Below are 18563 nucleotides of genomic sequence, written 5' to 3'. Positions count from 1 at the left end.
GACGACGAGATGAGCGGCGAGCCCGTCATATCCCTGCGCGGCGTGACCGCCGAGCTGGGCTCGCGCCCCGTCCTGCGCGGCATCGACCTCACCGTGCACCGCGGTGAGGTCGTCGCGCTGCTCGGCGCGAACGGCTCCGGCAAGTCGACCGCGATCCGCACGATCATCGGCCAGGTGCCGGCGAGCGGCGGCGACATAGCCCTGTTCGGCACTCCCCGCCGTACGTTCCGGGACTGGTCGCGGGTCGGCTACGTCCCGCAGCGCACCACCGCGGCGGGCGGAGTCCCGGCGACGGTCACCGAGGTCGTCTCCGCCGGCCGCCTCTCCCGCACCCGCTTCGGCCTCTTCCGCAAGGCCGACCACGCGGCCGTCCGGCACGCCCTGGACCTGGTCGGCATGGCGGACCGGGCCAAGGACAACGTGGAGGCGCTCTCCGGCGGCCAGCACCAGCGGGTGCTGATCGCCCGCGCACTGGTCGCCGAGCCCGAGCTGCTGATCATGGACGAGCCGATGGCGGGCGTCGACCTGGCCAGCCAGGAGATCCTCGCGCAGACCCTCCGCGAGCAGGTCGAGCAGGGCATCACGGTCCTCCTCGTCCTGCACGAACTGGGCCCGCTGGAGCCGCTGATCGACCGCGCCGTGGTCCTCCGCGACGGCTGCGTCCTGCACGACGGCCCGCCCCCGCGGGCCCTCGGCCAGCATGCCCTCCCCGGCCACGACCACGTCCACCCCCACGACGAGCACACACCACTGCGCACGGGACTGCTGAGCTGATGGACTTCCTGAACTACGCCTTCATGCAGCGGGCCCTGCTCGCCGCCGTCCTGGTCGGCATCACCGCCCCCGCCGTCGGCATCTACCTGGTCCAACGCCGCCAGGCCCTGATGGGCGACGGCATCGGCCACGTGGCGATGACCGGCGTCGGCCTCGGCTTCCTGCTCTCGGCGTCTCCCGTCTGGATGGCGACGGCGGTGTCGGTGCTGGGCGCGATCGTGATGGAACTGATCCGCTGGTACGGCCGCACCCGCGGCGACATCGCCCTCGCGATGCTCTTCTACGGCGGTATGGCCGGCGGTGTGATGCTGATCAACCTCGCGCCGGGCGGCTCCAACGCCAACCTGATGTCGTACCTCTTCGGCTCGCTGTCGACGGTGTCGGAGTCGGACGTGACCGCGATCTGCCTGCTGGCGGCCTTCGTCCTCGTGGTCACGCTCGGTCTGCGCCGGCAGCTGTTCGCGGTGAGCCAGGACGAGGAGTTCGCGCGGGTGACCGGCCTGCCGGTACGGGCGCTGAACCTGCTGACGGCGATCACGGCGGCGGTGACCGTGACGGTCGCGATGCGTGTGGTGGGCCTGCTGCTGGTCTCCGCGCTCATGGTCGTCCCGGTGGCCGCGGCCCAGCAGCTGAGCCGCAGCTTCGCGGCCACGTTCGCGATCGCCGTCGCGATCGGTGTGACGGTGACGATCGGGGGCACGATCACGTCGTACTACCAGTACGTCCCGCCGGGCGCGACGATCGTGCTGTTGACCATCGCCGCGTTCGTCGCGCTGAGCGTGCTCGCCACCCCGCTGGCCCGCCGACGCGCCCGCGCGGCCGCCGCGCGACGGCCCGCCGGAGATCCGGCGGAGTGCGCGATTCCGGCCACCCGGGAGGCCGCCGACGAGGTCGGCGTCTGAACGCCCTCAGCCCGGGCTGGCACAATGGCCCGGCAGAGGCAGTGATGTGAGGAGGCAACCGGTGACGACCGCTGGACCGCCCGTGAAGGGCCGCTCGACCCGCCAGCGGGCAGCCGTGGCGGCGGCCCTGGACGAGGTCGAGGAGTTCCGCAGCGCGCAGGAACTGCACGACATGCTCAAGCACAAGGGCGACTCGGTCGGCCTGACCACGGTCTACCGCACGCTCCAGAACCTCGCGGACGCCGGCGAGGTCGACGTCCTGCGCACGTCCGAGGGCGAGTCGGTGTACCGCCGCTGCTCCACCGGCGAACACCACCACCACCTGGTCTGCCGCGTGTGCGGCAAGGCGGTGGAGGTGGAGGGGCCGGCGGTGGAGAAGTGGGCGGAGGCGATCGCCGCCGAGCACGGGTACGTCAACGTGGCGCATACCGTGGAGATCTTCGGCACGTGCGCGGACTGCGCCGCGGGCTGAGCCGGGGCGCTGCAGTCGCGTCAGCCACATAGCGGCGGGCAGGCGTGCCGCAGGGCGGCACGGGTGGGCGCGGCGGCACCCGGCAAGCGCCGGTGAGCGTCCCCGCCCCCGGCCCCCACCCCGGCTCAGCTTCTGTCGAAGCAGCGCTCCAGTTCGTTCAGGTCGTAGAACCTGCTGTGCTTCGAGATCGGCTTGCAGCCCGCCTTGAAGGCGATCTCCTTCTCGTTGTAGAGCATCCGCACCAGGTAGTCGTCGCCCTTCCTGAAGACGTCCCACTGGATGTCGGAGGCGAGGGAGGCGACCTGGGCACCGCGCCACGGGTTGTTCGCGTACGTGTACGTCTCGCCCGGCGTCGCCGCCTTCTCGCTGCCCGGCAGCCGCATCAGCGCGGCCAGCGGGATGATCTCCTCGGCGTGGGTGAAGCGGAGCTCCGCGCCCAGCGTGCTGGTGCCGTCCCGCTTGGCCTCGGCCTGCTTGAAGAGGTCGTCGAGGAGGACGTCCGCCATCTTGTACGTGATGTCGCTGTCCGAGAAGCTCGGGCCCTTCTCGTAGAAGTCCTCGGCATCGCTGAGGTAGCCGAACCAGGCCGCGTCGCGCGGGGCGATGTAGCGGTCGAAGTCCCAGCCCCTGCCGTCCGGGCTCTCCTCGCTCATGGCGGGCGCGATGGCGTAGAGGTTGTAGACAGCGGTGGCGGCGGTGATGTCGTCGGCCGTGGAGGAGAACTCGCCGTCGACGACGCGCTGCACGAACGCCGGCTTGAAGATCCTGCCGAGGACCCGGGCCGCTGCCCGGTGCGAGGCCGGCTGGTCGGTGACCGACTTCAGGGTCGAGGCGAGACGCTCGTCGCCCGCCAGCCACTTCTGGTAGTCGGCGCCGCCGGCCGACTTGTGGAAGTAGAGGAGGTTCTTGTCGACGCGCGCGGTGCCGAAGGAGGACTTCAGCGCCGGATCGGCGTCGGTGAGGGCGGTGGAGAAGACCGTACCGCTGTCGACCGCGCGGCCCTGGCCGGAGCTGACGACGTCGATCTTCTCGCCGCTCGCGGCGATCGAGGAGAACAGACCCGGCAGGCGCTTCTCCAGACGGACCGCCGTCGCGCGGAGTTCGTCCTTGCCGCGGCCGCTGAGGTTGCCGTACCCGATCGCGCTCATGGCCGCTTCGAGGGCCTGCACGTCCGGGCCGAACTTCTCGCCGAGCCGGGTGAGTTGGCCGTCCGCCCGGGCCTGGTTCCAGAGCGCGAGGACGGTGTCGCCGTCCTCGCCGTCCGTCGCGGAGCGGGAACCGTGCCGGGAGACGTTCTCGGTGAAGACGGCGGTGTAGCCGGCGGGCGGCTGCTGGTAGGTGCGCGGGTTCTGGCCAGGGGTGTACACGGCCTTGGTGCCGTAGCTGTCACGGTGGGCGAGCCCGGTGTCCGTGGCGTGCGCGGGCAGCGCGGTGAGGAGCAGGGCGCCGAGGGAGAGGACGGGGACGACTCGCTTCATGAGGACCGTTCCAGAGGCGGGAGACCGGGAGGTGGCCAGGGGTGGATCTTCCGCATCCTCGACGGCCCTCATGAACGAGGAGTGACCGTCAGGTGCCGGACGGGGATTCCTCCGTGCGGCCCTCCATGGCCAGCAGCTCCTCGTTGGGGATGGCCCCGCCGAACCGCCGGTCGCGGGAGGCGTATTCGATGCACGCCCGCCACAGGTCACGGCGGTCGAAGTCGGGCCACAGGACGTCCTGGAAGACCATCTCGGCGTAAGCGCTCTGCCAGATCAGGTAGTTGGAGGTGCGCTGCTCGCCGCTGGGCCGCAGGAACATGTCCACGTCCGGCATGTCCCCGTAGTACATGTGCTTCTGCAGGGTCTTCTCAGTGATCTTCGACGGGTCGAGGCGGCCCGCCTTGACCTCCTCGGCGATCGCCTGCACCGCGTCGGTGATCTCGGCACGGCCGCCGTAGTTCATGCAGAAGTACAGGGTGAGCCGGTCGTTGTCCTTGGTCTGCTCCTGGGCGACCTGCAGCTCCTTGGCGACCGACTTCCACAGCCGGGGCATCCGGCCCGCCCAGCGCACCCGGACGCCGAGCCCGTCGAGCTGGTCGCGGGACTTGCGGATGAAGTCGCGGTTGAAGTTCATCAGGAAGCGGACCTCTTCGGGCGAGCGCTTCCAGTTCTCGGTGGAGAAGGCGTACAGCGAGATGTTGCGGACGCCGATCTCGATCGCGCCCTGCAGCACGTCCAGCACCTGCTCGGCGCCGACCTTGTGGCCCTCGGTGCGCGGCAGCCCGCGCTCCTTCGCCCAGCGGCCGTTGCCGTCCATGACGATAGCCACATGGCCCGGGACCAGCTCGCCCGGGAGCTTGGGCGGGCGGGCGCCGGACGGGTGCGGCTCCGGCGCCTGGTACTCACGCCGCTGGCGCCCCAGGATCCCGCGTACGACCATGTGCTTCTCGTCTCCCTCTGGCTTTTCTCTACTAGCTTTTCTCTACGTACCTGAGCGAGCGCAGCCCGCGCTCCAGATGCCAGTGCAGATAGGCGGACACCAGCCCGCTGCCCTCCCGGACGTACCGTGCCTCGGCCGCGTCCGCGGTCTCCCAGTCTCCCGTAAGCAGCGCGCCGAGCAGAACCAGGGCCTGCGGCGAGGGTACGACGCTGCCGGGCACCCGGCAGTCGACGCAGACGGTGCCGCCGGAGCCGACCGAGAAGAAGCGGTTCGGACCGGGCATGCCGCACTTGGCGCAGGCGTCGAAGCTGGGCGCGTAGCCGTTGACGGCGAGGGAGCGCAGCAGGAAGGCGTCGAGGACGAGATGCGGGGCGTGCTCGCCCCGGGCGAGGGTCCTGAGCGCCCCCACCAGCAGCAGGTACTGCTGCACCGCGGGCTCGCCCTCGTGGTCCGTGAACCGCTCGGCGGTCTCCAGCATGGCCGTGCCGGCGGTGTACCGCGCGTAGTCGGTGACGATCCCGCCGCCGTACGGCGCGATGGTCTCGCTCTGCGTGCACAGCGGCAGCCCTCGCCCGATCAGCTCGCTCCCCCGGGCGAAGAACTGCACGTCGACGTGGGAGAAGGGCTCCAGCCGGGCCCCGAACTTCGACTTGGTCCGCCGCACCCCACGAGCGACGGCCCGCACCCGGCCGTGTCCGCGGGTGAGCATCGTGATGATCCGGTCCGCCTCACCCAGCTTCTGGGTGCGCAGCACGATGCCGTCATCCCGAAAGAGACTCATCGTGCACCGACCCGGGGCGGCTGGGGGTGCGGGGGTCGTCCCCCGCATGGCTGCAGCATGATCCGGTCCGCCTCACCCAGCTTCTGGGTGCGCAGCACGATGCCGTCGTCGCGGAACAGGCTCATGGCCCCATTCTGCCCTGCCGCGGAAGGGGGCGGTTCCGCGACGGAACCTTCAGGGGGCCTCGCCGCGGCTGCGGGCGTTGGCGTGGGCGGTGGCCGCGCTGAGCCGTTCGGCCTGGGTGGCGACGCGTACGGCGTCCGGGTGCGCGTCCCACTCCCGTCCTCCCCCGTACGGCCGCAACTGCACGTAGGGACCCTCGTGGCCCATGACGATGCCGAGCTGTCCGGTACGGGTGTCGACGGCACAGGAGCCGATGGGGAGGTTCATCGCGTTCACCTCACCTGGCTCCCCCGCCCCTGGGAATTTCACGCTTCGCATCACCGATGTGGCGCTGCGTGCCTAGACTCGGCCGGAGTCTGTCCCGGGGGCCCGGGATGCCTCCGTGTCGGCTACATCAGGCCCGCCCCCGCGAGGTACTTCGCCACGCACTCCGTCTCCTCCTGCGACAGCGGCACCTGGGGCTCGGCCGTGGCCGGGCAGTCGATCACCCCGCGCAGGTACAGCGCCGCCTTGAACGCGCCCAGCCCCGCCGAACTGCCGCCCATCCGGGCCGGGTTCCCGGCGCCGGTCATCCGGAAGAGACCGCACAGCCGCTCCTGTTCCGCCCGCGCCCGGTCCCAGTCGCCCGCGCGGCAGAGGCGGTGCAGGCGGACGTAGCCGTCCGGGTCGACGTTGGCGAGGCCCGGCACCGCCCCGTCGGCGCCCAGTGCGAGGGCCGAGTCGACGGTCAGCTCGGAACCCGTCAGCGCGCTGAAGCCGGACAGGCCCCTGCTGCCCGTGACGACCTCGCGGAAGCCCGCCAGGTCGCCGCTGGAGTCCTTCAGCCCCGCCAGCACCCCGTCGCCGGCCAGTTCGAGAACGAGGTCGGCGGGGAGCTTGGTGTGGACGGCGACCGGGATGTCGTAGGCGATCACCGGGACCGGGGACCGGCCGGCGACCAGGCGGAAGTGGCGGGCGATCTCGGCGGGGTGGGTGCGGGTGTAGAAGGGGGCGGTGACGACGACCGCGTCCGCACCGGCCGCGGTGACGGACGCGACGTGGTCCAGGACCCGGGGGGTCGTCATGTCGATGACGCCCGCCAGGACCGGGAGCCGGCCGGCCACGTGGCAGACCACCGTCTCCGTGACCAGCCTGCGCTGCCGGTCCGTCAGGTACGCCACCTCCGACGTCGAGCCGAGCACGAACAGGCCGTCCACCCCGGCCGCCGTCAGATGGTCGACGAGCCTGCGCAGGGAGGGGACGTCCACCTCGCGGTCCGGTGTCAGGGGCGTGCAGACGGGCGGTACGACACCGGTCAGCGGGGTGGGAAGCGTCATCTGGTCTCCCTGGGCGGGCTGTGGCTCGGCTGGTCCTCCTCCAACGGATGGTGACAGCGGTAGCGGTGACCGGGGCGTGACGCGGCCGTGAAGTCAGGCATGCGGACGGCACACTCGTCGTCCGTCCGCCAGCACCGGGTGCGGAACGGGCACCCGGACGGCGGCCGGGTCGCCGAGGGGACCGGACCGGTGAGCGGGATGGGGTCGATCGGGTTCAGCAGGCCCGGGGTGGCCGAGAACAGGGCCCGGGTGTACGGGTGCAGGGCGTGGTCGGTGACGTCGGCGGCCGGGGTGTCCTCGACGATCCGGCCCAGGTACATGGTGATCACCCGGTCGCTCATCCGCCGTACCGTCTGGATGTCGTGGGAGACGAAGACCAGGGCGAGGCCGAGGCGTTCGCGCAGGTCCAGCAGGAGGTTGAGGATCTGGGCGCGGACCGAGACGTCCAGCGCGCTGGTCGGTTCGTCCGCCACCACCAGGCCGGGGTCCAGGGCGAGGGCCCGGGCGATCGCGACGCGCTGCCGCTGGCCGCCGGAGAGCTGGCCGGGGAGGGCCTCGGCGAGCGCCCGGGGCAGCCCGACCAGGCTCATCAACTCCCTTACCCGGTCCTCCCGTTCGGCCTTCGTGCCGCGCTCGTGGACGTCCAGCGGGTCGCGGAGGATACGGCGTACCGGCAGACGGCGGTTGAGGGCCGTCGACGGGTCCTGGAAGACCATGCCGGTGCTGGCGCCGACGGCCGACCGGCGTTCGGCAGGCAGCATCGACCACAGGTCCCGGCCGTGGAAGGTGACCGTGCCGGCGGTCGGCCGCTCGATCCCCACCAGCACCTTCGCCAGTGTCGACTTCCCGCACCCCGACTCGCCGACCACCCCGACCGTCTCACCGGCCGCCACGGTGAGGTCGGCGCCGGTCAGCGCGTACACCCGGTCCCGGCCGAACACGCCCCCGCCGCGGGCCCGGTGGACCACGTGGACGCCGGACAGCTGCACCGCGCTCAAGTCACCGCCTCCGTGCTCGCCGCCAGGTCGACGGCCGGGTGGTGGCAGGCCGCGGTGTGGACGGGGCTGCCGTGGAGGGCCGGTGGTGTCGTACGGCAGATGTCGCTCGCCGCCGGGCAGCGGTCGCTGAAGCGGCAGCCCGCCGGGAAGTCCGCGGGGGACGGCACCACGCCCCTGATCTGGGTGAGCCGCTCGGCCCCTGACTCCAGCGACAGCACGCTGCCGAGCAGGCCGCGCGTGTAGTGGTGGGTGGGGGCGGCGACCAGCTCCGCGGTGACGCCGGTCTCGACGATCTGGCCGCCGTACATGACCACCACCCGGTCGGTGACGTCCGCGACCAGGGCGAGGTCGTGGGAGACGAGGATCAGTGCGAAGCCGAGTTCCTCGCGGAGGCGGAGGAGGAGTTCCATCACCTGGGCCTGGACGGTGACGTCGAGAGCGGTGGTCGGTTCGTCGGCGATGATCAGGCGGGGGTCGCGGGAGAGGGCCATCGCGATGAGGACGCGCTGGCGCTGGCCGCCGGAGAGTTCGTGGGGGTAACTGGGGAGTGTGCGGGTGGGGTCCAGGCCGACGAGGGTGAGGAGTTCGGCGGGGGTGCGGTGGCCGCCGCGCCGGGTGAGTTGTCTGAGCTGGGCGTTGACGGTCATGGAGGGGTTCAGGGAGGAGAGGGCGTCCTGGTAGACCATCGCGATCTCGTGGCCGAGGATGCGGCGGTGGGGGGTGGTCAGGTCGATGGGCGGGTGCGGGCCGGTGGGGGTTGATCGCGCAGTTCCCCGCGCCCCTTCGGGGCGCGTCACCTCACCGGGATGAAAATCGATCCGCCCTGTCACCCTTGCCGACTTCGGCTGCAGGCCCATGATCGTCAGGGCGGTCAGGGACTTTCCGCAGCCCGACTCCCCCACCAGGCCCAGGACTTCGGCGGGATGCACCTCGAAGCCGATGCCGTCGACGACGTTCACGCCCCGGTGGCGGTCGGCGAAGCCGATGGTGAGGTCGCGGACCGACAGCACCGGCGGGCCCTGCTGGGAGGGCAGCGGCCGGGCGCGTCGGCGCAGTCGCTCCCCCGCCTCCGCCAGGCCGGGCAGCTCCAGGACCTCACCGGGCTCGACGGCCGCCACCGGATCGGCCCCCGTCGGCTCCGTCTCCCTCGCCGCCGGTGACGCCCACGCGTCCGAGACGCCCTCGGAGAGGATGTTCAGGGAGAGGACCGTGAGGAGGATCAGCAGGCCGGGGAAGAGGGTGGCCCACCAGCCGCCGGTCAGGACCATGTTCTTGCCGTCCGCGATGACGCTGCCCCAGGACGGGTCGGGGGGCCGTACACCGGCGCCGATGAAGGACAGGGACGCCTCGAAGACGATGGCCTCGGCGACCTGGACCGTGCAGAAGACGAGGATGGGGGCGAGACAGTTGACCGCCACATGGCGGACGACGATGTGCGGGGTGCGGGCGCCGATCACGCGTTCCGCGGTGACGTAGTCCTCGCCGTACTGGTCGAGGACGTTCGCCCGGACCACCCGGGCCACCGGCGGGGTGAACAGGAAGGCGATCGCGCAGATCAGGACCGTGATCCCGCCGCCGAAGACCGCGACGAGGACAGCGGCGAGAGCGATACCGGGGAACGCCATCACGACGTCCAGGCAGCGCATCAGCGCCTCGTCGACGGCCTTGCGGGAGGTGGCCGCGAGGGCGCCGAGGAGGGCTCCCGCGACCAGGGCGAGGCAGGTCGCGCCGAGGCCGATCGCCAGGGACCAGCGGGCGCCGTACACCAGCCGGCTGAGGATGTCCCGGCCGAGGCTGTCCTGGCCCATCCAGTGGCCGGCGGAGGGGTGGCCGGTGCCGTCGGCGGGGGCCTGCTGGGCGAGGGGGTCGTCGGGGGCGAGGAGCGGGGCGAGGGCGGCCACCAGGACGACCACGGTCAGGAAGGCGAGGGCCGCCTTCGACGACGGCGACAGTCTGCGCAGGCGTACGCCGGGGCGGGCCAGGGCCGTGGAGAGTGCGGCGCGGGTGGTCGTCGTCATGCGGCCTCCCTCAGGCGCGGGTTGACCAGCAGGCAGAGGATGTCGATGACGAGGTTGACGACGACGAAGCCGGTCGCGGTGGTGAGGACGACGCCCTGGACCACGGCGGGGTCGCCGTTCTGGACGGCGTCGATCATCAGCTTGCCCATGCCGGGCAGGGCGAAGACGGTCTCGATGACGACGGCGCCGCCGAGGAGGTAGCCGACGCGCAGGCCCAGCACGGTCAGGGGGTTCACGAGCGCGTTGCGGAGCACGTTGCGGCCGACCACGACATGGGGCGGCAGGCCGCTGCCGATCGCGGTGCGGACGTAGTCCTTGTCGAGTTCCTCGACCACCGAGGTGCGGACGATCCGGGTGAGCTGGGCGGCCACCGGGAGGGAGAGCGCGAGGGCGGGCAGGGCCATGGTCTTCAGCCAGCCGGTGACGGAGTCCTCGGGGTTGATGTAGCCGCCGGACGGGAACCAGCCCAGGCCGACGGCCAGGTACTGGATCATCAGCAGCGCCAGCCAGAAGGCGGGGGCGGCGACCCCGACGAGGGAGAGGACACGGATGACCTGGTCGGCGGCCCGGTCCCGGTGGATGGCCGCGGTCACGCCTGCGGCCAGCGCCAGGACGACGGCGATGCCGAGGCCGAGGAAGGTCAGCTGGAGGGTGAGCGGCAGGGCGGTGCGGACCTGGTCGAGGACCGGGGTGCGGGTGAGGGCGCTGGTGCCGAGGTCGCCGTGGAGCAGGCCGCCGACGAAGCGGACGTAGCGCAGGGGCAGGGGGTCGAGGAGGCCGTTGCGCTCCCGGAAGTCGTGGAGCTGTCGCGGGGTGGGGTTGGCGCCCTGGAAGAACGCGGACGCCGGGTCGACGTCGGAGAAGCGCATCACCAGGAACACGAACAGGGCGATGCCGAGCAGCAGCGGCACCAGCAGGGCGGTGCGGCGCAGCAGGATGCGCAGGACGGCGGTCATGCCGTCAGGCCCACTTGGCGGTGAGGACGTTGATGCCGGGATAGGGCTGGGCCCTTATGCCGGTGAGCCTGCGCGGGTCCCAGGCGGTGATCAGCTCGTTGTGGACGACCGGGTAGAGGACGGCCTGTTCGGCGACGACGTCGATGTAGTCCTGGATCATCGTCTTCTTCTTGTCCGGGTCCGGTTCGCGGGTGGCCGCGTCCATGTCCTTGAAGAGCTGTTTCGCGACGGCGTCGTCCGACCAGCGCGCGTAGCCCGTCCAGAGGTTCTCGGGGCCGTAGTTGTAGTGCATGATCAGGTCGGCGTCGAGGCCGAACTGGTTGGGGTTCGAGACGGCGGCGACGACCTGGTAGTCCTGCTTCTGGTCCATCTTGGTGAACACGGCCGTGGTCTCCTGGGGGGACAGGGTCGTGGCGACGCCGATCGCGTCCCAGGACGACTTGATGGTGGGCAGGCAGTCGACGAGCCAGCTCACGTTGACGGCGAGGATGTTCACGTGGAGGCCGCTGACTCCGGCGGCCTTCAGCAGGGCCCGTGCCTTCGCCGGGTCGTGGTCGTAGACCGTCTTCGCGGGCCGGTAGCCGGGGTTGGTCTCGTTCAGGAACGAACTCGCGGGTTTTCCGTGGCCCTTGAGGGCGACCTCGACGATCTTCGCCTTGTCGATGGCGTAGTGCAGGGCCTGCCGGACCCGGACGTCGTCGAAGGGCTTGTGCCGGGTGTTGAACATCAGGAACGCGTTGTTCATCCCGGCGCCGCCGCCGACCGACAGCCCGCCCTGTTCGAGGCGGGGGATGTTGGCGTACGGGATGTTGTCGGAGAGCTGGGCGCCGGCGCCGCCCCCGGAGATCCTGGCCACGCGCGAGGACGCGTCGACGATCGTCAGCCAGTTCATCTTCCGGAAGGCGGGCCTGCGGGGGCCGTTGTAGCGGTCGTACGCGGCGAAGGTGGTGTTCGACTTCGGGTGGTGCCCGGTCTGCCGGTACGGTCCGGAGCCGATCGCCAGTCCCCTGATCGCGTCGTCCCAGGCGCCGGGCCGGGAGAACACGTGCGCCGGCATGATCTTGGCGAGGGTGAGGCGGGCGAGTCCGTCCGGGAAGGGGAACCTGAGGACCAGGTCGACGGTCCGGGTGTCGACCTTGCGGATCTCCTTGAGCCAGCTCGCGAAGAAGCCCTGGGCGAGGGTCCGGGTGCCGGGGTCGAGGATCCGGTCGAAGACGAAGACCACGTCGTCGGCGGTGACCGGCCTGCCGTCGTGGAAGGTGGCGCCCGGGCGGAGGGCGAACCGCCAGGTGGTGGCGTTCGCGTCGGCGGGCAGCCGGGTCGCCAGCGCCGGGTAGGGGGCGCGGGTGATCGGGTCGGTGTCGGCCAGGCCCTCGTAGATGTGGTTGTTGGCGGCCATCGCGAACGCGGACGCCGTCTGCGTGGGGTCCCAGCTGCCGTCGTTGCCGTAGCCGATCACGGCCGTGAGGGTGCGGTCGGAGCCGTCGCCGCCGAGGTCGATCGTGGACCTGGGGCCGCACGCCGCCAGCGACGGCAGGACGGCTGCCGCGCCCAGCGCGCCGGTGTGTTTCAGGAACGTCCTGCGGGCGTGGGTCGCCTCGTCGCGCACGGTGCCTCCAGTGTGGGGGAACGGAGACGTCGGACATCCTGTGTAAGCGCGACCATAAGAGGGGGTTCGGGGGCGGTCAAGGCAACGCACGCGAATGGCGTAAACCACCAGAGGTGGGACCAATGGCACCGTGAGGGGCGAGGCCATGGCACCGCACAGGCGCGGGAGTTGGCGCCGGCCGCACGGGCGGCGGCCGGCGCCGGGGTGCTACGCGGGAGCCGCCAGCTGAGCGGCGACCGCGGCGCCGTCCAGCCACACGTTCTCCCGGGAGATCCGGCCGTCACGGAACTCGAAGACGTGCAGGATCCGGAAGGTGATCCGGCGACCGCCGCCCGGGATGCCCAGCATGGCGCCGGGCACGGTCCCCGTCATCACGTTCTCCACGGTGACGGCGTCGTCGGAGTAGTAGGTGTGGGTCCGCTCCTCGCTCTCGGCGTGGAAGTCCTTGCACAGCTGCCGGTAGAAGTCGAGCGCCGCCGGGATGCCGCGCTTCGGGCCGTTCGGATCGCCGACGACGTCGTGCTCGATGTCGTCGGTGTAGACGGCGACCGAACCCTCCGGATCACCGCGTTCCTCGGCGCTCATGTGCGCCTCGATCAGCGCTTCCATCTCGGCGGTTGTCATGGAGCCCATGGTCGGGAGCCCCCTCTCTCGTCACGCCGCGCGCTCCTCGCGGAGCCCGCGGCCCCCGTAATGAGACAGTGCTACCGTAATGAGAGAAGTTTCTCACGACAAGAGGGGGCTCTCATCATGGAGGGGAGTGCTGGGAGCGCGGGGGGCGCGCAGGACGGCAGGCGCAACCAGAAGCTGCGCACCCGCCGGGCGCTCGTCGACGCGGCCGCCGAACTGCTCCGCGAGGGACGCGCCGTCACCATCGCGGACGTGGCCGAGACCGCCCGGGTCTCGCCCGCCACCGCCTACCGCTACTTCTCCAGCCCCCAGGAGCTGATCCGGGAGACCCGCACCCTGCTGCGCAGCCCGGACGTCACCGCGGACCTGCCCTCCGATCCCGCCGGGCGCGTGGACGCGGTGGTCTCCCGGGTCGCCGACATGCAGCTCGCGAACGAGCCTGCGTGGCGGGCGATGCTCGGCGCGAGCCTGGAGCGGTACTTCCAGCAGACCGACGGACAGGAGGAGCGGTTCCCCACCCGCAGCCGCAACCGCCTCGACCTCTCCCGCGCCGCCCTGGACCCCCTCGCCGCGACCCTCCCGCCGGACGCGCTGCGCCGGCTGACCATGGCTCTCACCCTGGTCTACGGCGTGGAGGCACTGGTCTCGACCCGTGACGTCTGCGACCTGGAGCCCGAGGAGGCGAAGAACGTCATGCGCTGGGCGGCCGGGGCCCTGCTCGATGCGGCCCTGCGGGAGAGCACGGAGGGCTAGTGGCGCTTCGTCGGATTCCTTGGTCGTCGGCGCCGTGTCCGGATGAGGACGGCAGCGGGGCGGGTGCGGCTGCACTCACTCCTGCCGGAGTACACGCTGGACTACATGGCCCCACCTGCTGCGGCGTCCTCCAGTCGCCGGCGCAACGGTTGCAGTAGCGCCGGGTCCACGGACAGTGTCCGCTGGAGGTCCGTCAGGTCCTGAAGTGCTTCGCGGACCCGGGAGGGCTGCGGAGCACGGGCCAGGAAACGCTCCGTCTCTTCCGCTGCTTTGTCCCACTCGGGGAGCGCGCAGTAGATCACCAGAAGACCGCCCATGGCGTCAATGGCATCAGAGCCGTCGGTGGATGCCTCGTCAGTGAGGATCGCTACAGCTCTACGCCAATGTTCGTGCTCCCCAGGGTCTCCGAGCAGTCGCAGAGTCACGGCAGCTTCGAAGTGCGCCCAGGCGTCGTCGGGGTCGAGTCCGATGGCACGGTCGAAGTCGGCGACGGCGTCTTCGAAGTGCTCCATCACACGGTGGGTGATGCCTCGCTGGGCGATGGCCCAGGCGTAGCTGTTGTTGAGTTCGACGGCACGGTCGAGGTCGGTCAGGGCGTCCTCGTAGCGCCCCAGGGCATGGTGGGTCTGTCCACGGCTGCCGATCGCCCAGGCGTACGCGTTATCGAGTTCGACGGCCCGGTCGAAGTCGGCAAGGGCCTCCTCGTAATGCCCCAGGAGACGGTGGCTCTCACCTCGTTCGGCGAGGGCCCACGTATCGCCGGGGGCGAGTTCGATGGCCCGGTTGAGGTCGGCCAGGGCGTCGTCGTAATCCCCCAGAACGCGGCGGGTGATGCCTCGTTGGGCGATGGCCCAGGCGTACGCGTTGTCGAGTTCGACGGCACGGTCGAGGTCGGTCAGGGCGTCCTCGTAGCGCCCCAGGGCGCGGTGGGTCTGTCCACGGCTGCCGATCGCCCAGGCGTACGCGTTATCGAGTTCGACGGCCCGGTCGAAGTCGGCAAGGGCCTCCTCGTAGTGCCCCAGGAGGCGGTGCGCCTCACCTCGTTGGGCGAGGGCCCAGGTGTAGCTGTTGTTGATTTCGATGGCCCGGTCGAGGTCGGCGAGGGCGGCGTCGAAGTGCCCCAGGAGGCGGTGGATCTCACCTCGTTGGGCGAGGGTCCAGGCGTTGTCGGGGTCGAGTCCGACGGCGCGGTCGAGGTCGGCGACGGCGGCGTCGAAGTGCTCCATGACGCGGTGGGTCTCACCTCGTTGGTTGAGGGTCCAGACGTAGCTGTTGTTGAGTTCGATGGCACGGTCGAGGTCGGTCAGGGCGTCCTCGTAGCGCCCCAGGGCATGGTGGGTCTGTCCACGGCTGCCGATGGTCCAGGCGTCGTTGGGGTCGAGTTCGACGGCGCGGTCGAAGTCGGCGAGGGCCTCGTCCTGGCGGCCGGCGAGGCGGTGGGTCTCACCTCGTTGGGCGAAGGCCAACGAGTAGGTGTCGTTGATTTCGATGGCACGGTCGAAGTCGGCGACGGCGTCGTCGTAGCGCTCCATGACGCGGTGGGTTATCCCTCGTTGGACGGTGGTCCAGGCGTCGTTGGGGTCGAGTCCGATGGCACGGTCGAAGTCGGCGACGGCGTCGTCGTAGCGCTCCATGACGCGGTGGGTGATGCCTCGCTGGGTGATGGTCAAGGCATCGTCCGGAGCGAGTTCGACGGCGCGGTCGAGGTCGGCAAGGGCGTCGTCGTAGTGCTCCAGGGCGCGGTGGGTGATACCGCGGTCTGCGAAGTACTCGCCGTCGTCGGGGTTGAGTTCGATGGCGCGGTCGAGGTCGGCCAGCGCGTCGTCGTAGCGGCTCAGGAAAAGGTGGGTGAGACCGCGTCCGTAGTGGGCGCGATCGAGAAGAGGATCCAGCGCGAGGGCTGCGGCATAGTCGGTCAGGGCCTGCCGGTAGTTGTTGGCCGTACGGTGTTCACGGCCACGGAGACAGCGGATGAGTGCCTGGTCCGCGGTGGCCAGCTGCGGCGCGGTCAGCAGTTGGGTCAGGGCGTTGACGAGGAGGGGGGTGTCGTCGGCGTCCGGTGCAGGAGGTGCCAGCGATCGCGACCAGGCGGTCAGGACGGTGGTGTCGCTGTCGGTTCCGGCTTGGGCGAGGATCTGGCTCCAGCGGCGCAAAGCGCCGGCTCCCTGGTCGCAGGCGTGTATCACCTGTCCCAGTGCGTCGGGCAGAGCCTGGCGAGGATCGGCGCAAAGGCGGTGATACGTCTCGTTCAGCCGGTGTTCGCGCCAGGCGCCATCGGCCCAGTGCTGGTCGGTGGTGAGAGCTTCTTCCAGGACGCGGGAGCGTTGCTGGTAGGTGTCCGCGAGCAACGTGTGCTGCTGCTGCCAATGGGCGGGGGACTGGGTACGCTGCAGGCGGAGCATGGGGGTGCGGACGACATCGTGGTAGCGGCATCGGCCGGCCTCCCCGGTGACGAAGGGCAGGCTGCGCAGCCAGGCGTACTCGTCTGCCGCCGTCTCAGGCGCAACGGTCCGGAAGAGATCCTCGTCCAGTTGCAGAGGCAGCGCGCAGGCCAAGGCGGTGGTGCGCCGGTGAGGGTGGGTCTCCCACTTCAGGAAGCGTTCGACGGCGGTATCGGAGGGGTCGCCTATCTCCCCGGTGTTGTGCGGGCGGGTCTGGGCGAGCAGATCGACCAGCACCGGGAGCCGACCGGTCAGCTGCAGGACGACCTCGATGACGTCCGGATCGGTGACACCACGGGCGGCAAGGAGCCTGCGGGCCTCTTCTTCGGTGAACACCTCCAGAGGCACCTCGGCCACCAGCTCCAGATGATCGCCCCAGCATCGGGTGTCGAGCCGTCCCTGCCCGGACAGCACGGCCACCAGATTGACCGGGAGTTCTCCGTATTCCTCGCCGGTCAGGACGTCGCGCAACCAAGTGTTCAGGACCGGGCCGGTTTGCTCGAACACGTCGAAGAACAGCACCATCCAGTCATGCCGCTCGGCTGCCTCGGCCAGGTCCTGCAGGAACACCGGTGTCAGCACCTGCACCGGAGAGAGCACGAGCTGGACGTCGTCGTGGTTGCGCAGCCGGGCGCTGAGCGCGGCGCGTAGTCGGTCGGTGCTCTGAGCCAACTGCTGCGGATCCATCGCTCCTGCCACCGCCCCCAGGCCCGGCACCATACCCAGACCGGCCAGACCGGCCTGGGCCATCACCATGCTGGACACCGACGCGGGGGACGACTGTCCTGCCTCCGCCGTACTACCCGCCGCCTCGGGCCCAGCAGCGCCGATCTGGAGCGCCTCGGCCTCATGACGGCGTTGACGGTAGACCGCCAGCAGCTTCTCGAACCGCTTCAGGACTACTTGCTGACGCCCCAGCTGGGTACTGATCGTCTCCATCGCCTCGATGACACTGTGCACGTCGTCATCGAGATACGCGGTCACCGCCTGCCGCTCCCGGGCAACGGTCTCCCACTGTCGGACCAGCGACGTCTTGCCGACCCCGGCCTGGCCGTGCACGTGGAAGATGTACTGAAAAGCATCGCCGGCCGGATCGCGATTCAGGTTCTCCCGGAACACACTCAGCTCGCCGAGCCGCCCGATGAAACCGCTCCGGCGGCGGCGCCGGTTGAGCTCCTGCCGCGATGGTCTGCTCCCCGCCACCCGAATCCCCCCTCGGCCCCTGAACATGATGCGCCCTCACCTCGGGCGCAGGTAGCCTCTTTCGACCGGTTCGAGCGGGGTCTGGTGCGTGCAGCCGCAAGGCGGCGGAGGCCGAGCCGATGAGCCTCCCCCACGCTCGAATGCACTCGCGCGGGGGAACCCCACCACGGCGGGCGACGCGGTGGGGGCAGCTCCCGGCCGCAGGCCGGGGAACGTCGGCGACCGACGGCAACGCAGCCGATGCGCGTGCCGCGCCCCGCCGCCACGGCGGGATCCTCCGGACAGGCCCTGCGGGCGGCCGGGAGGATCGCGTCGGCTCATGGCCGTCAGGCGATGCCGCCGTTCGCGAAGAGGACCTGGCCGTTTACCCAGTGGCCCGGGCCGGCCAGGAAGGCGACGGTCTCGGCGATGTCCGCGGGGGTGCCCAGGCGCTCCAGCGGGGCCTGCGCCGCCAGCCGCCGCACCGTCTCCTCGTCCTTGCCGTCGAGGAAGAGCGGAGTGGCCGTGGGGCCGGGCGCGACCGCGTTGACGGTGATGTCCCGGCCGCGCAGCTCGCGGGCGAGGACGAGCGTCATCGCCTCGACGGCCCCCTTGCTCGCGGCGTAGGCGGCGTAACCGGGGGCGGCGAGCCGGGTCACGGAGGTCGAGAAGGTGATGACCGCCCCGCCGGCCCGGACCCGGCGCGCGGCCTGCTGGGCGACCACGAAGGTGCCGCGGATGTTGGTGCGGTGCATCCGGTCGAGCTCGTCGAGGCCGAACTCCGCGACCGGCCCGAGGGTCATCACCCCGGCGGTGTGGACGACCACGTCGAGGCCGCCGAACTCCTTCTCGACCGCGTCGAAGGCCTCGGCCATGGCGGTCTCGTCGGCGACGTCGCCCCGGACGGCGACGGCACGCCCGCCGGCCCGCTCGACCGCGGCGACGACGTCCTGCGCGGCCTCGGCGTTACCGGCGTAGTGGACGCCGACCGCCGTACCGTCCGCGGCCAGCCGCTCGGCGACGGCGCGGCCGATGCCGCCGGATGCCCCGGTGACCAGTGCGACGCGGGTGATCTGAGTGTCCTGGGTGTCCTGGGACATCGTGATTCCACCTCTCCGGGAGGAGCAGTTAATGAACGCTGAGTCCATATAATCAGATGGTGGACGCGCCGTCCATATGTCACAGTGAGT

The 18563-nt window shown here is 70.9% G+C and carries 17 protein-coding genes; 4 read left to right on the top strand and 13 right to left on the bottom strand.

Annotated features, from left to right (window positions below):
- The first annotated feature begins 9 nt into the window (after positions 1-9).
- From ACFWPS_RS02435 to ACFWPS_RS02425, 3 genes are all read left to right on the top strand, one after another.
- Positions 10-774, top strand: a complete 765-nt coding sequence (locus ACFWPS_RS02435; protein ID WP_383700002.1) for a metal ABC transporter ATP-binding protein — start codon at positions 10-12, stop codon at positions 772-774.
- Positions 774-1676: a metal ABC transporter permease gene (locus tag ACFWPS_RS02430; RefSeq protein ID WP_383700000.1), complete on the top strand. Its 903-nt coding sequence runs from the start codon at positions 774-776 to the stop codon at positions 1674-1676. Before ACFWPS_RS02435 ends, ACFWPS_RS02430 begins: the two co-directional genes overlap by 1 nt.
- Positions 1677-1737: 61 nt before the next feature.
- Positions 1738-2148 (top strand): Fur family transcriptional regulator, encoded by a 411-nt coding sequence (locus tag ACFWPS_RS02425; RefSeq protein WP_089106734.1) that lies wholly within the window; start codon positions 1738-1740, stop codon positions 2146-2148.
- Positions 2149-2273: 125 nt separating this feature from the next.
- Here the strand turns inward: ACFWPS_RS02425 and ACFWPS_RS02420 are convergent, their stop codons facing one another.
- From ACFWPS_RS02420 to ACFWPS_RS02370, 11 genes are all read right to left on the bottom strand, one after another.
- Positions 2274-3626: a histidine-type phosphatase gene (locus ACFWPS_RS02420; protein WP_383699998.1), complete on the bottom strand. Its 1353-nt coding sequence runs from the start codon at positions 3624-3626 to the stop codon at positions 2274-2276.
- Positions 3627-3714: 88 nt separating this feature from the next.
- Complete coding sequence (locus tag ACFWPS_RS02415) at positions 3715-4566, bottom strand: isoprenyl transferase (protein ID WP_383699996.1); 852 nt, start codon at positions 4564-4566, stop codon at positions 3715-3717.
- Positions 4567-4597: 31 nt separating this feature from the next.
- Positions 4598-5347, bottom strand: a complete 750-nt coding sequence (gene recO / locus ACFWPS_RS02410) for a DNA repair protein RecO (RefSeq protein WP_383699994.1) — start codon at positions 5345-5347, stop codon at positions 4598-4600.
- Positions 5344-5472: a hypothetical protein gene (locus ACFWPS_RS02405; protein ID WP_383699992.1), complete on the bottom strand. Its 129-nt coding sequence runs from the start codon at positions 5470-5472 to the stop codon at positions 5344-5346. The genes recO and ACFWPS_RS02405 overlap by 4 nt, the downstream gene beginning before the upstream one ends.
- A gap of 49 nt (positions 5473-5521) precedes the next feature.
- Entirely contained in the window at positions 5522-5737 is a 216-nt protein-coding gene (locus ACFWPS_RS02400; protein ID WP_383699990.1) for a hypothetical protein, read from the bottom strand.
- Between the two features lie 122 nt (positions 5738-5859).
- Complete coding sequence (locus ACFWPS_RS02395) at positions 5860-6786, bottom strand: dihydrodipicolinate synthase family protein (protein WP_383699988.1); 927 nt, start codon at positions 6784-6786, stop codon at positions 5860-5862.
- Positions 6783-7784, bottom strand: a complete 1002-nt coding sequence (locus tag ACFWPS_RS02390; protein ID WP_383699986.1) for an oligopeptide/dipeptide ABC transporter ATP-binding protein — start codon at positions 7782-7784, stop codon at positions 6783-6785. The genes ACFWPS_RS02395 and ACFWPS_RS02390 overlap by 4 nt, the downstream gene beginning before the upstream one ends.
- Positions 7781-9802: a dipeptide/oligopeptide/nickel ABC transporter permease/ATP-binding protein gene (locus tag ACFWPS_RS02385; RefSeq protein ID WP_383699984.1), complete on the bottom strand. Its 2022-nt coding sequence runs from the start codon at positions 9800-9802 to the stop codon at positions 7781-7783. Before ACFWPS_RS02385 ends, ACFWPS_RS02390 begins: the two co-directional genes overlap by 4 nt.
- Positions 9799-10758, bottom strand: a complete 960-nt coding sequence (locus ACFWPS_RS02380) for an ABC transporter permease (RefSeq protein WP_383699982.1) — start codon at positions 10756-10758, stop codon at positions 9799-9801. Before ACFWPS_RS02380 ends, ACFWPS_RS02385 begins: the two co-directional genes overlap by 4 nt.
- 4 nt (positions 10759-10762) lie before the next feature.
- A complete protein-coding gene (locus ACFWPS_RS02375; RefSeq protein WP_383699980.1) occupies positions 10763-12367 on the bottom strand; it encodes an ABC transporter substrate-binding protein in 1605 nt (534 codons plus the stop codon).
- A gap of 207 nt (positions 12368-12574) precedes the next feature.
- Positions 12575-12991 carry a nuclear transport factor 2 family protein gene (locus ACFWPS_RS02370; protein WP_383699978.1) on the bottom strand — a complete coding sequence of 139 codons (417 nt, stop codon included), beginning with the start codon at positions 12989-12991 and terminating at the stop codon, positions 12575-12577.
- Between the two features lie 126 nt (positions 12992-13117).
- Here ACFWPS_RS02370 and ACFWPS_RS02365 point away from each other — a divergent pair, with 126 nt between their 5' ends.
- Entirely contained in the window at positions 13118-13750 is a 633-nt protein-coding gene (locus ACFWPS_RS02365) for a TetR/AcrR family transcriptional regulator (protein ID WP_383699976.1), read from the top strand.
- A gap of 101 nt (positions 13751-13851) precedes the next feature.
- Here ACFWPS_RS02365 and ACFWPS_RS02360 read toward each other — a convergent pair whose 3' ends face one another.
- Both ACFWPS_RS02360 and ACFWPS_RS02355 read right to left on the bottom strand, forming a co-directional pair.
- Entirely contained in the window at positions 13852-17394 is a 3543-nt protein-coding gene (locus tag ACFWPS_RS02360; protein ID WP_383699974.1) for a tetratricopeptide repeat protein, read from the bottom strand.
- A 326-nt stretch (positions 17395-17720) separates the two neighbouring features.
- A complete protein-coding gene (locus ACFWPS_RS02355; protein WP_383699972.1) occupies positions 17721-18473 on the bottom strand; it encodes an SDR family oxidoreductase in 753 nt (250 codons plus the stop codon).
- Positions 18474-18563 lie beyond the last annotated feature (90 nt).

The sequence above is a fragment of the Streptomyces sp. NPDC058457 genome (genome assembly GCF_042720695.1).
Taxonomy (GTDB): Bacteria; Actinomycetota; Actinomycetes; order Streptomycetales; family Streptomycetaceae; genus Streptomyces.
The sequence above is the reverse complement of the archived record's forward strand: the minus strand, read 5'-3'. Positions and strand labels throughout refer to the sequence as shown.

Excerpts from the sequence above, each read along its gene's own strand:
- ACFWPS_RS02435 (WP_383700002.1), top strand. The coding sequence starts at position 10 with ATGAGCGGCGAGCCCGTCATATCCCTGCGCGGCGTGACCGCCGAGCTG.
- ACFWPS_RS02430 (WP_383700000.1), top strand. The coding sequence starts at position 774 with ATGGACTTCCTGAACTACGCCTTCATGCAGCGGGCCCTGCTCGCCGCC.
- ACFWPS_RS02420 (WP_383699998.1), bottom strand. The coding sequence starts at position 3,626 with ATGAAGCGAGTCGTCCCCGTCCTCTCCCTCGGCGCCCTGCTCCTCACC.
- ACFWPS_RS02415 (WP_383699996.1), bottom strand. The coding sequence starts at position 4,566 with ATGGTCGTACGCGGGATCCTGGGGCGCCAGCGGCGTGAGTACCAGGCG.
- recO (WP_383699994.1), bottom strand. The coding sequence starts at position 5,347 with ATGAGTCTCTTTCGGGATGACGGCATCGTGCTGCGCACCCAGAAGCTG.
- ACFWPS_RS02405 (WP_383699992.1), bottom strand. The coding sequence starts at position 5,472 with ATGAGCCTGTTCCGCGACGACGGCATCGTGCTGCGCACCCAGAAGCTG.
- ACFWPS_RS02400 (WP_383699990.1), bottom strand. The coding sequence starts at position 5,737 with ATGAACCTCCCCATCGGCTCCTGTGCCGTCGACACCCGTACCGGACAG.
- ACFWPS_RS02395 (WP_383699988.1), bottom strand. The coding sequence starts at position 6,786 with ATGACGCTTCCCACCCCGCTGACCGGTGTCGTACCGCCCGTCTGCACG.
- ACFWPS_RS02385 (WP_383699984.1), bottom strand. The coding sequence starts at position 9,802 with ATGACGACGACCACCCGCGCCGCACTCTCCACGGCCCTGGCCCGCCCC.
- ACFWPS_RS02380 (WP_383699982.1), bottom strand. The coding sequence starts at position 10,758 with ATGACCGCCGTCCTGCGCATCCTGCTGCGCCGCACCGCCCTGCTGGTG.
- ACFWPS_RS02370 (WP_383699978.1), bottom strand. The coding sequence starts at position 12,991 with ATGACAACCGCCGAGATGGAAGCGCTGATCGAGGCGCACATGAGCGCC.
- ACFWPS_RS02365 (WP_383699976.1), top strand. The coding sequence starts at position 13,118 with ATGGAGGGGAGTGCTGGGAGCGCGGGGGGCGCGCAGGACGGCAGGCGC.
- ACFWPS_RS02355 (WP_383699972.1), bottom strand. The coding sequence starts at position 18,473 with ATGTCCCAGGACACCCAGGACACTCAGATCACCCGCGTCGCACTGGTC.